The organism is Vibrio sp. PID17_43 (genome assembly GCF_002608565.1).
Classification (GTDB): Bacteria; Pseudomonadota; Gammaproteobacteria; order Enterobacterales; family Vibrionaceae; genus Vibrio.
Window position 1 is genome coordinate 179,619 of record NZ_LIXM01000005.1, and the last position, 13,096, is coordinate 192,714.

8 protein-coding genes are annotated in these 13,096 nt (G+C 40.2%); 5 read left to right on the plus strand and 3 right to left on the minus strand.

Going from position 1 to position 13,096, the window contains the following annotated elements; genetic code table 11:
• Genes AK965_RS05475 through brxL form a run of 5 tightly spaced genes read left to right on the plus strand, consistent with a single transcriptional unit; the run spans window position 1 to window position 8,767 of the window.
• Complete coding sequence (locus AK965_RS05475; protein ID WP_099078663.1) at window positions 1-873, plus strand: DUF4007 family protein; 873 nt, start codon at window positions 1-3, stop codon at window positions 871-873.
• Window positions 874-1,353 (plus strand): hypothetical protein, encoded by a 480-nt coding sequence (locus tag AK965_RS05480; protein ID WP_099078664.1) that lies wholly within the window; start codon window positions 874-876, stop codon window positions 1,351-1,353.
• Window positions 1,353-5,129, plus strand: a complete 3,777-nt coding sequence (locus AK965_RS05485; protein WP_099078665.1) for a hypothetical protein — start codon at window positions 1,353-1,355, stop codon at window positions 5,127-5,129. Before AK965_RS05480 ends, AK965_RS05485 begins: the two co-directional genes overlap by 1 nt.
• On the plus strand, window positions 5,119-7,380 hold the full coding sequence (locus AK965_RS05490; RefSeq protein ID WP_099078666.1) for a hypothetical protein: 2,262 nt from the start codon (window positions 5,119-5,121) through the stop codon (window positions 7,378-7,380). Before AK965_RS05485 ends, AK965_RS05490 begins: the two co-directional genes overlap by 11 nt.
• A 4-nt stretch (window positions 7,381-7,384) precedes the next feature.
• The gene (gene brxL / locus AK965_RS05495; protein ID WP_099078667.1) at window positions 7,385-8,767 is read left to right on the plus strand and encodes a BREX system Lon protease-like protein BrxL; all 1,383 of its coding nucleotides are present in this window, start codon (window positions 7,385-7,387) and stop codon (window positions 8,765-8,767) included.
• Here the strand turns inward: brxL and AK965_RS05500 are convergent.
• The 3 genes from AK965_RS05500 to AK965_RS05510 form a co-directional block, all read right to left on the minus strand.
• The gene (locus AK965_RS05500) at window positions 8,760-9,836 is read right to left on the minus strand and encodes a cysteine desulfurase family protein (protein ID WP_099078668.1); all 1,077 of its coding nucleotides are present in this window, start codon (window positions 9,834-9,836) and stop codon (window positions 8,760-8,762) included. The two genes, brxL and AK965_RS05500, sit on opposite strands and share 8 nt — an antisense overlap.
• 89 nt (window positions 9,837-9,925) lie before the next feature.
• The gene (locus AK965_RS05505) at window positions 9,926-11,944 is read right to left on the minus strand and encodes a DNA phosphorothioation-associated putative methyltransferase (protein WP_099078669.1); all 2,019 of its coding nucleotides are present in this window, start codon (window positions 11,942-11,944) and stop codon (window positions 9,926-9,928) included.
• 27 nt (window positions 11,945-11,971) lie between these two features.
• The gene (locus AK965_RS05510) at window positions 11,972-12,496 is read right to left on the minus strand and encodes a hypothetical protein (protein ID WP_099078670.1); all 525 of its coding nucleotides are present in this window, start codon (window positions 12,494-12,496) and stop codon (window positions 11,972-11,974) included.
• Window positions 12,497-13,096 lie beyond the last annotated feature (600 nt).

Consider the following 13,096-nt stretch of genomic DNA (forward strand, 5'->3'; position numbering starts at 1 on the left):
ATGGCTTTAATAAATAACGCAACGTTTTGTTTACAAACGTCAGATATTGTAACTGCAACTAAAAAACTCAAGCAAAATCCCAACTTTTTTGAGAAACAAAATTTGGAAAATGCGATGTTAGAGCTGTGCCGCGGGGCAAATTATGTTCCCGCTGTTAAGGCATGGATGCAGAGTGCTTCACTCCTAGGTCAAGGCAAGCACGCAAGTCTCACTGAGTATGCGCTTGAAATTATGGATCATGACCCAGATTTTGAGAAAGCAAATACCTGGTGGGCGATTCACTTATTGTTATGTATATCTGAAGATGCATCGCCTTATCCAGAATTTTTTATGGCATTAGAACCTGCTTCTAGCTCACTTGTATTGCAAAAAGATCATGAAAAAGTTGTCATGGACTTGGTGCAATCTAAAGAGGTCGCTCGTGGGAATGGCGAAGTATCAGAGACCTCAATAACGAAGAACTATGCAGGTGTCACAACCAGTTTTAATTTAGAGCCAAATCGACCGCTTTCCCAATTAGGCTTTATCGATTTGGTTTACAAATCTCAAACAAAGAGTTTTAAAAGGATCAGTGTCGTACCATCTGATGCAACCTTTATGTTCGCGTTATCACTCTTTAAGATTAAGTACTTTCCTACTAGCGTGACCATTGATTTTAAACAATTGGCAGATGCAGGGTTGCACTACTTTTTGGGCTGTCCTAAGTCCTGGTTAGCGGAGAAAGCAAGATCGCTGAGCAATAATGACTATTGGAGTGACTACATTAGCTATACAACAGCACTTAATATCGATTCTCTTGAAATTAAACGTACGTGTATTCCTAAAAGTATGCTTAAACACATGCTTTTAGAAAGCTCTGATGGGTGGTTATAGATGAGTAGAGATGTGGCTAATATTTATAAATTTTTAGCTTCTCAGTCTTGCCAAATCAAAAATCGATATAGAACAACAATTATTAGAACAAGTAACTTTAAAAAAGGCGCTGAATTATTTGAGGCCATAAAAGTTCAATTTCCTAATTATGTTGTTTGGGATGGTTTTGATACGTCTGATGAACGCTTTGACTTAAGGGCAAACGAACTTATCAATAAAATAAATTCATCTGAAGATGATGGAATTATATTTTATATGCCTGAAGAGTGGCAGATTATGTGGGGTATGAGTTCGAAAAGAATGTTTATGTCGGCATTGTCAATGCTGTCAGGAAACGTGCCACACATGATTTTAATCTGCAAAGCAAGTGATGAGTTTATATCAATAAATAGACAGTACTTTAAATTAATCAAAGCGGTAGATAATGAAGTGGACATTTTTGTTCCGCAACGAGTTGAAGCGAAATATGGGGCAATCTAATGATAGTTGAGAACGTAGTTAGACTAACTGAGCAAAAATCTAGCTCAGCCATTCAAGTTGGCCAGTCATTGCAAGACGATTCTTTGTTGTCTGGCTATGCGATGACAGATAGTGCAGCTAAGGTGTTTAACCATGTTGCTGAAGCAGTCCTTCCCCAAGCGACAGCAGACCAACGCGCTATCAATATCTTTGGTTCGTATGGTTCAGGAAAAAGTCATCTAGCGGTAGTTCTAGCGCGTTTATTAAGAGACGGAGCAACAGATGCTGGATTCAATTCACTGATCTCTCGTTTGAAAAATTCATCCTCAAAGTTCGGCTCGTTGGGTGAAAAGCTTACTAGCACATTTTTGGGTCATGCAGATAAAGATGCGCACCCTTATTTTGTGTTGAACCTGTATGCAGTAGGAGCACCGTCAATCGCTGAGCAACTAATCGGTGCATTAGTCAGCGAGTTAGAGAAGCATCAAGAAATAGATGCTAGTCAGGTGCTGCCAACCACGCAGCATGAAGTGTGCCTAAAGCGAATTAAAGAGATAGAGTCTTTCTCCACTTATGAAGAAAAAGATTTCGTTACATTAGGTTTGATAGACAGTAGTTACTTTGACCTCAATGAACTTAAGTCGGGTTTGGAAGATTGTGATCCTGATAGCTTAGAAGCTTTTCAGAAATGGCATAAAGCGGTAACAATGGGACAATTGTTTGATCCGCTTAAAAATGGAGGTGCAGATCTCATACAGGTCTATCTTCATGCAGGGGAGCAGCTAGCTAAATACTATGATTATGCGGGCATCTTAGTTGTTTGGGACGAGTTCGGCTCTTGTCTAGAAGATCTTTATTTTAACCCAGATAGAAATTTACTAGAGGAAGTGAGTCAGTTACAACGCTTTATCGAATCAGTATGTGCACCGACAACTGGACATACGATCTTTGTTGGTGTTACTCATGTAACGTTTCAGGAATACTCTCAAAGGCTAGGGTTTCAGCCTGGTGACTCACGCGATGCTGCGTTTGGAAAAATTGCAGGGCGTTTTAATGGCAACCATCCTTTTAAGGTACAGTTAAGTGCGGGTGAAGAAGAGGGTTATCACCTTATAGGCATGCAGAGAGAATGGACTGAAGAGGGGAAAGCCCTTCGTGAAAAAAGTCAGGAACATAAGCAAAATCTTCTCACAGCTTGCCGAAGCTTGGAATCATTTTCACGATTGTCGAAAGGATTAGATTCTTTAATTGATGAAGTATATCCGCTTCACCCAACAACAGCGCTGACGCTATTTAATCTATCAAAACTAAGTCAAGCAAGTCGCACGGCACTTTCATTTTTAAAGTTACACAAAGATGAAATATTCACACGTGCCGTTGGTGAGAGTATTTGGTCGAAAGAGCTTGTTCGGATTGACGCCATTGTTGATTACTTTAGCGATGAGCTATCGTCGAAAGAAGACTATAAATCAGCCTTTGATCTGTATTCGAAATCAATCAACTCACTTGTAGGCAGTCAAGAAGAAATTGAGCAGCAGTCTCAGATCATTGCTCTGTTATTTTTGTCTAATATCCTAGAAGATGCATTGAAACCAACGGAAGATTTCTTAAGTTGTGCGTTGTATGACACTACGTCAAGTCCGGTTTTGGATTCTCATTTAGAGAGTCTGAGAAAGTTGGGTGTCGTATGGCAAAATCCGGTGAATAAGTTTTGGCAAATTGCTGGCGAGTCCTCGTTTGATGTTAATAAGTTGATACGCGATAAAATTAATGAATATCCGCATCGGGCACGCACAATCCAAGATATCTTTATCTATCAACCTGACCTGCGTGAGACATTTTTACCTACTTTAGGAGAGTTCCAATTAGCACCGAATGAAAATGGAATCATTCATTCTTATGATGTACTGATGGCTAGACCTGACGAAAAGAGTTTTTTAAAGCCAAGTGAAAATGCAAGTGCAACGGTCAAACTAGTTTTTGTTGATGAGGATTCTTCTAATCTTGACGTTGAGTCAAAAATTACTGCTGAAAATTCAGATGAAGTTTACTTTTGGCTTCCAAAGCAAAGTTTGAACTCTGTACGGAAGACTATTGATGGTCGAAACTATTCGCTTGCTGAGCTCTTGAGTAGTTATTGGGCGTGTTCTGAAATTTTATCTGGTGAGAGTGTAAATGGTACAGCTCGAATTCAAATTGAATCCAAATTTGAATTTTTCCGCGAAGCGGCGAAAGACCTAATTCTTGACGCGTTTGGAGCACAAGGTTTACAGAAGAGCGAGACCAAAATACTAAAGCTTGGTAAGACAAATAAAGTTGAAGTAAAAAATTGGATGGCTTTAAACCGATGCATTGTCAAAGGACTATCTGAAAAGTACGCGCATCCTATTTCTGTCAGGGCGGCCAACGTTAATATACTCAGTGCCATCAAGCCATATAAGAAAGAAAAGCTGTCTGATATTGTTGAGCGAGTATTGTCATTCGATGACAACAATGCCTACCAAACTAAGTATCTGGGCCATAAGCAGAATGAGCAGGGGCTTTGTACCAGTGAGGATGGAGCCATTATCCGAGGGGTTGTTGGATTCAATGGTCTTATAAAACCGGGTATTGAAGGGTATAGGCTTGCAAAGCTTGAGGAACTTCCGGATAGCGTTCATGAACTGATTCTAGAATTAAGAAAAGCCCTAACAGCGAAAAAACAAGATGGTATTAAAGTGTTTGATATAGCGACAAACTATACTCAAGCGCCTTACGGGGTACCTCGTACTGTAATGCCAATCTTTATGGCTTTCGCCATTCGAGACATTTTGACATCTTTGAAGTGGTCGGGTTATCCGAGTATGTCCACTAAAGAATTTTCTAAGAAACTGGTTGAGGAGTGTTGTAAGCAGACTAACACTTTGCGCTATGCAGAGTTTACTCCACTTCAAAAGGTTGTATTGAGCGAAGCCGCCAAAGCGTATGGTATTGATTACCAGAAGAATAGCCGCGGGATGCTAACGACTGAAAGTTACGAAGAGATGGCGAAAGGCTTAATTGGTAAACTGAAGTCTATACCAGAATCGTTATTGTCGAGTCATGATATTAGTTCAACGGTAAAGCAATTCATCCAAGGCTTGAATAAAGTTGCTGTTTCAAACCATGAAACGGTAGTCGAGTTCACTAAAGTGTTGGATGTACGCACTACGGAGCGCGGAGATGGTGCTGCTATATTTGCCAAGATAATGCAGTTTAAAGAAGCTTTCGAGCGAGCTAATGAGGATGTTCTTTATCAAATTAAAGATAAATTAACTCCGTTTAGAGCTCTTAGGGCGGAACAGTCTAAATGGCAACTGATTACGTCGACTAATACTGCAGCTTCTCGCTTAGTGGTTTCATTTACAGAATTAGCTTTAATTAATACAGAGTCGCTTAATGAGCTGGTTGAAAAATCACTTGGCATTTCATTTAGCAAGTTCGCAGAGAGCGATCTTCAACGAGTAAAATACGAATTATCAACATTATACAGTATAGCGAGTAGCTATGTAGCACCAGTGATTGCTGAACCGGAAACAACAATACAATCAGGTTCGATCTTGTTGCCGCGAACTGACAATTCTACTTCGGGTGCTGAAAGTGCTTATGAAACTAAGAAGCCTGACGTAGATGAGGCAAGGAAAGGTGACCTGAGTTCTATCGTTGAGATGATTTGGCCTATGATACAGAGCCATTTTTCGAAGCCACAAACACTTGATGAAGTTGAATTTTTAATTGAGCAATTAAGGGATAAGGGAAAACAAAGCTATGGCAGTTGAGTTTCTGGTAGACCCTTACAACATTGATAGTGATAGCTTTGACCTCGTTATTCAGCATGACCTAGCCTCCGTACGGGAGGCTAGGCTGCGGATAAATGAAAACTTAGCCTCAGGCAGTATCCGAAATTTACGTATTAGAATTGTGCATGAAAGCTTGCTGAGACGTTTCTCTGATTATCTCGGCATTAACGGTGTAAAAGTTACGTTCACCCCATCACCTCGCGCGCGAATTACTGAAGCAATAAAATCTACGTTGCCAGATTGGGTTAGCGAAGACGTTATAATTCAATCAGATTGCTTGCGTTCATTGCGAGACATAGAAAATCTAAGTATTGAGGATGTTTATCGTTCGATCTTAGGGTTCACAAGCGACGCTGTAACACTCTCTGAGTTTATGACATTATATTATGGAAAGTTTGAACTTTACTCGGAATCTTTGAGCGAGCGTACTTGCTTTAACTTCGTTTATGAATCTTTAAAAAATGAGGTTCAACCAGATGATTTTAGAGCGCTGGTAAATAATGTACTTGAGCAGACTGAAGGTAAGAGATATATAGAGAAACTTGCATACGCGTCACAGATTGAAAAACTACGACAATATACGGAGAGTGAAGGCCTCACTGTCGCACTTCCTCCTATGCCAGTGACTTCTGAAGTTATACGAAGAGTGTACTTTTGTTTAGATTCTAAAGCATCGCCTAGTCTAGAAAATGCGTTAACTAAGTTGTTTGATCAGGCGATTATATTAGCACAGAAAGCTAACGATAATAGTATATTGGAAAGGTTTCCACTCATTCCTGTTGAGGCTTTTTTCGGTGGCTTTGTTGAAAGGATTTTGTGTAACTATACATCCTCAATGGAGGGGTTTGTCACAAATAGCTTACCTTTGATTCCACAAATTTATCATGATGAGCTTAATAAATTGTTATTAAATCACTCTGTTGATAGTTTGTCTCTAGATGCCGATATTGGCTCTACCTTAACTTGGGCTGATAATTACTTTAAGGTCCTTCGGGCGAGCTGGGTAGAGGGAGCAAGTATTCCACAAGGGCTAGAGACTTGCTTCTCTGATTGGTATTTGAAAAATGGAGTTAGGGTTTCTCGATCGAAAAATAACTGGACAGGTGTTTCTGCCTCGATACAACAATCATTTAAAGATCGTGAAGTTGTTGTAGTGTATATGGTCGATGCCTTGAGTGGCATTCATCTTAATGAGGTCTCGACTTCACTTGCAGAAAAATTGCCTCAATGTCATCTTAGCAGCTGCCTTTGTTTTGCTCCAACACCAACGCTTACAGAGGTCGGAAAAACAGCGGTATTGACTGGAAAAAAACCGTATAGTTTGTCGAAAGATAATGAGAAAGCTGTCTTAGATGTTTACGAGGCGCAAGGGTTAACGGAACATGCTTTCACTGTTCATAAGAGTTGGGAGCATCGTAAAGCTGCTAGGCTAAACGAAAACACTCAGCTCTATTTATATCTTGAGAATCGTATTGATGACTGCCTCCATGAGCGTAAGCAGTATGAAGATTACAATGCTTATGGTCGAGTAGTTGACTTTGTTGTGTCGAATATAGCAAAGCATGCGCAAGAAGCGTTTGTAGATGCTAAGCGATGGTCGAAAAAAATTAAATTTATCGTTACGGCAGATCATGGATTAACGAAATCATCTGGACAGTTTAAATATGAGGCGCAAAACGTTAAAGAGCGCGTTGTTTTGAATGTAGATGATGTCAATGTACCAGAAACGCTATACAAGTTTGACACGGGCTACCGTAACTTGGGTACTTGTTTGATTCCTAAAAATAGAGATAGCTTCCAAGAAGTAGCATTCTCGCATGGTGGATTAACACCTGAAGAGGTATTAATTCCGTGGATCGAATTAACTTCCAACGACCCCCATGAGCAACCCTTTATACTGACTTCAGATGAGGTTAGTTGTCATAGTATAGGGGAGAAACGATGGAATATTACTTTAAGTGCGATTAAGAACGCCTCAGAAGAGCATGTCACTTTTAAAATGGAGGCTCCTTTTTCAATTATTGGAAACGGAAACTGGGATAGCGCAAATGAGCAACTACACCTTTCTTTACACTCCTCTGTTAATCACGAGGGATTGGTGGAGGTTGCATTTACAGTAGGCTTTAAAGGTAAGCATGTAACTACCGTTACGCTAGAGATTGATTTTCCGAAATCTTTTGTCAAGCAAGATAAGGCATCTAGTGCGTTCGATGATATGTTGGGTTTTTAATTAGATGAATGAAAAAATAGAACAGTGCTTTGGTGAAATTGCCATCAATAAGAAGCTTGTGGCAGATTTGAAACTAAGAGAAAGTCGAACAATTCCGTCTTTTGTCGAGGAATGGCTAGTTGCAAAATTTAGTGACCCAGCAGAACAACCGATGGAAACTCGGAAGAAAATTACTAGCTTTATGGCAGAACATCTTCCTAGTAAAAATGATAAAGAGCATATCAAATGGAAGCTTAACAACGGTAACGCAATGGTTATCTTGGATAAATATTCCGTTCGCACCGACCTAAAAAAAGGTATTACTCTAGTTACTATACCTAGCTTGGACCTTACCGATGGATTGGTTTCTGAGGAAGTGATTCATACTTGCCCCGAGATTTTGGCTGGTGGTCAGTGGGGGGCTGGGAGACTTCAAGTCGTTTCTCATGGCAAAGGTCAAGCAGTTAAGCTTATTGAGTTCAAGCCAATGCAATCTGGAAAAATAAATCTAGAACAAATGGTTTTAGCGAGACAAAGTTTTAGTACTAAAGAGTGGATTGACGTGCTTGTTCGAACAATGGGATGCGAACCAAGTGCCTACACTGATAGGCAAAAGCGCTATTTGATTTTGCGACTTTTGCCTATGATTCAAAATAATTTGAATATGATGGAACTTGCTCCAAAAGGGACTGGTAAATCATTTATTTTTTCAAACTTAAGTCGTTATGTTTGGCTTAATAGTGGTGGCGCACTATCTGAGGCTCAGCTGTTCTATAACTTGAGTTCAAAACAACTAGGTCTAATGGCGACTAATGACGTTTTAGTTCTTGATGAAGGGCAGTCGATTCAATTTAAAGGCGAAAATGATATTCACGCGAAGTTCAAAGCGTACCTTGAGTCCGGTGAGTTTTCCCGTGGTGGTGAAAAAATAACAAGTGAGTGTGGTTTAATGATATTGGCCAACATAGAATTGCACAACTCACAGCCTAAGCGTCTTGATTACATTAGAGAATTACCAAAAATGTTCCATGATGATGCTCTACTAGATCGATTTCATGGGATTATACCAGGTTGGGAGATCCCTCGATTCTCTAAAGATAAAATTACTACTGGTGTGGGTCTAAAAGCTGACGCATTTGGGGAGTACTTACATCAATTACGCTCAGTTAGTGACATGGAGTTTCCGTACGGAAAAACTCCTGTATTAGGTGGTGATATTAGAGATACCAAAGCGGTAGAAAGAACTTCATCTGCACTCTCAAAGCTCTTAATGCTTAACCCCGGAGATGTTGACTATGAAGAATATGTACTAAAGCCTGCTTTAGAACTTAGGGCAATGGTACGAAAACAAATTTCTTTTATGAACTCGAGTGAGTTTTCACCCGAGTTAAATGTAACGGTTATTTAAATATCTCTGCAGATGTTAATAAAGTCTCGTCGTAAAATGAAATACGAACAGTTTTAAACGCTTGTTCGGGTTTTAAACCTAATGCGGTTAAAACGTGGGATGCTGCTATGCTGTTTGAATTACATGCAGAGCCTTGAGACACACATATAGAAGGCTGTGACGTATATACGGCATAGTCTTCTTGTGTTTCAAAGGTGATATTAATTACATTTGAGAGTGTATGTTTTCCATTGATAGTATATACGATGCCACATTCATCTAACTGTTTCAGAAATAACTCTTTAATTTCAGAATACTTATGGCTGTCATATGTAAATTCTTGAAGAGCTGTTGCCATACCGATGGTTAGTGGAGTTGGTATGGTTCCACCTCTTATGTCGTTCTGTTGCCCTGAACCATGAATTATTGGCTCTATGTTAAGGAGCCTAGCATCTCTAAGGTAAAGAAAGCCAATACCCTTAGGACCAAAAAATTTGTGAGCTGATGCTGAAAGGGCATCGAGGTTATCATCTAACACGTCTATTGGCACTTTGCCGACGGATTGGGCCGCATCTGTGTGAAATGCTATGCCATTCTCAAAACAGAGTTCTCCAATTCCTCTTATCGAGTTTATTGTTCCTAATTCATTGTTTACGTGCATTATACTGACTAGTGTTGTTGTCGGTTTAATTGCTTGTCTAATAGATTCTTCATCAATAATACCATCAGGATTCGGGTCTAGATATGTAACTTCAAAGCCTTCCTTTTCGAGGTAATTAAATATACTCAGGATGCATGAGTGCTCGATTGAACTGGTAATTAGATGTTTACCTTTACTGATATTTAGTTTTGCAAGCCCGATAATTGCAAGATTATTGGACTCAGTAGCGCCGGATGTGAAAATGATTTCACTAGGCTCTGCACCTAGATAGTCTGCGATAAATTTCTGTGCGCGATTAACTAACTCGCTACTCAATCTACCAGCTTCATGACTGGAGGATGGATTACCGTAGTAAATTCGATAAGCTTCTATCATTGCGTTCAATGCGTTATCGTTAATCGGGGTTGATGCTAAGTAATCCAAGTACATATAAAACTCAAGTGTTGATACTAAACACGAATGAAGATAACTATTTATTCTTCACTATGCAAGGCAGTTAAAGACATCGATTTTCGAACCTATAAAGAGGTCAATTTATACCCAGACACCCGTTTCCTGTTTTTCTCCATTAGAACGTTAAATTCGCTTCTATGAACGATGCTTTCTTTATCCCAGTCAATATCTAAGAGTTTCGCTAGACGTTTATCGAAACTCTTTTGTTTTTCAAAGCACGTATCAGAGCCTGAGAGCAATAAGTGCTTATTCAACAATGGTGGCCGTTTGTTATCATCCACATAATCAAAAAAGTCGATGTCTTGCTCTGCCATCTTGATTTTGATCCGCTCAACTAAAAACGGAACCGATTTTTCAAAGTCATCATAGGCTGTGAGGGTGAGTTTACCGGAAGTGATGTGGATTTTAATAAGGTCGATTTCTTCATCCAGTTCCCCATACATTTGTAAACCTGCACCTACGTAAACACGAAGGAGGAGGGGTAATTCATCAATAAAGTCTCGATGGAAAATCAGTGAATGATTTTTGTTTAATAGGCTAGCAGTTAGTTTTGTATGAGCTTTTTCGCATTGTGTATTGATTAAGTCTGTATCGGCTATCGCAAACAGTAGTTCGGCTGCAAGGTTAAGCGCGGTTTTGTAATCAACAAACAGTGCTTTGATATCTCGCTTAAGTGACTCCGGCTGCTGAGTGTAAGGTTTTCTCTTCTCAAATAGTCCCATAGCAAAGTAAAGCAATAGGTCTTCTTTACGGCTTTTTTCTGCTTTTTCGAACTCTTGGGTATCGAACATTTCTTGCAGCAGAGCAAACACTTTTTTATGTGAGCCGATGAGCTCTTTGATTTTGTCTGACTGTTCAAACTCGTCATTTGCAGGGAGTCGGCCTAGCTCTAAACAAGTGTTCCAGAATGAGTTAAATAACTCTTGATTTTGCGTAATAAGCAGTTTGGCCTTGTCTTTCGCTTCAACAGGTTCTGGGGAGGTAAGCTGCTGCCATTTATGGTGGCGCTTGTATTTGCTTTGTAAGTACTGCTGCTCTTCGAGTTTATCTTTGAAGATGTAAAAAATGCCGGGAGCAACAGTAATAGCATCCTCTTGCAAACTGCGTTCAATATAAGCTTTTATCTCTGACTGAGCGTAATACTTTTGGAAGGTGTTACGAGAAGTGATCACCCCATCTTTGTAGGGTTTGAACTGGGCGATGTAGCTTTCGTTGGCCAACATGACAGAAACAACGAGAAACTTATCCGCTAGCTCCCAAGCGCATAACAAAGCATCTAAACGTTCATCTTGGTCCTCAATCACGTTCAGAACAAAGCCAAGGTTGACGATGTCAGAACTCACTTTGTCGTTATCAGGCTGAAAGTTAGGATCCCAACCTAGTGCATCTAGCCCATGTGCTTCCAGTTCTCGCAAGTCATCGCCACGTCCGCAGCCATAATCAAAAATGGAATGAGAGCCTTCAAGGTAGCCATGTTTGACTAGTGTTTTCATAGGTGCAGACAGTTCATGGCGAACGAGTGCCGTTTTGTGTCTATCAATTCCAGTTTCTTCGGCTTGAGTGACAGCAGAGTTGCGGAACAAACGCCCGTCGACAAGTTCATAACCATGACGCGCAATGAGATTTTCCCAAGAGCGCTTAAACCCAATCAGTCGGCTATTCTCATACAGCCCCGCGTTTTCACCTTCTTGCGTTAGAAATATAAAATGCTCAAAGTGCTCACTCTCTGGCAAGATCATGGTTTCTTTGCGATGAAGGATCGGTGGGTTGTCAGAATCTTCGTAGCTTGTGATTTTGTGGCTCAATTTAGACAGGTCGACATTTAAACTCTGTCGTAGCGCAGGGTAGGAGTCAGTATAAAAACCAGGATAGTGAAGCAAAGATAGACGGAACTCTTTTTTAAACAGTTTCACTAAGTTCCAGTTATCATCATCTAAACTAACGGCTTTTGCTACCGCAGGAATGAACTGAGTGAGTATTGTCGGTAGGGCGCTAAAGGCATCCTTATGGAGGTAGATAGCATCCGGTAATTGTTTCCCTACCTTGATCTGCGCAATAAGCTCAGCAAACAGTTCTTCGTTCATTCCCAGTCCTCCATGATGTTTTCTCGATTATAAATTATCGAATAAGGTCTGTGTGGCGCTGCCTTTTGCACTTTTCTTGTTTACGCGAAGTCCGTCACTCCTTTTTTCTCGAATTAATGCATAGCGTGTGTTTTGAGGCCCAATACTGATGTGAATAGGTCTGTCTTTACCATAAAAGTAGAGGCGGTCGAACTCGAGCTTCATACAGATGTATTTTGCGACTTCATCCATTCGATTCTCATACCCCTCAACATAAAAGTCGCAAGCAGCACCATCTCGTTTGCAAATCCTGTTTCCGCGACTGTTTAATTCTATAGACGCATGCTGATCAATATCAGGGGCCATGTCGCCCGGACTATTCTTTAGGATATAGTGCAGTAAGGCATGACTTGTGAAACCGTAGGTGATGGAAATGTTTCCAAGCTCGGACAGTGGCTTCAAGATTTCATCTTGTAATAAAAGCAATTGGGCGTGAGAGCCGGCAGATGGCGTGTTGTCACCTGCATATTCGTAGTGTTTCGTTTGGTACCAGTTGAGAAGTGTTTCGAGCATAGCGATAATTAATTTATGAATGAACCCAACTATTATCCAATCACCATAAGGTCAGAGCAATTTCATTTTTTAAAATTCAGTTTGAAACGAGAACAAAGAGAAGAACAACATGTTTTCGCATCAACCTGAAACACCTCGTTAACATATGCAATTTCAACGAAAAGTCCCTATTCCTAGAGGTAAAAAAGGCACCGTGTTGGTGTGCAAATGTGCTCAAAATGTGACCCATATAGCAAAGGCGAAAAAGTATAAATATGAGGGTAAATTATTTTTCAAACCCCGTTTATTCTTTTAATATTAATAGGTTACCGTAGTGGTTTGCCGTCCTCACTCACCGCCACATTTAAAGCCGCAGCATTACGCTGCGGCTTTTTCGTATATACATTTCAATAAGTTATACTTCCTCATCTTCTGTGCAGTTCCTCATAAATCGACAAACCTAAGTAATGCCGACTAGTATCTTAAGATCAAGGTTAAGTGTTCGAATCTTTTGTCAGCGCCGATGTAAAAATGACCCACTAACACCGATTTAAAATTGACCCACCTGAGGCAAACTATCCGTTCGTAAATGGACAAAGCGGCGGATTATGATCAATCAGG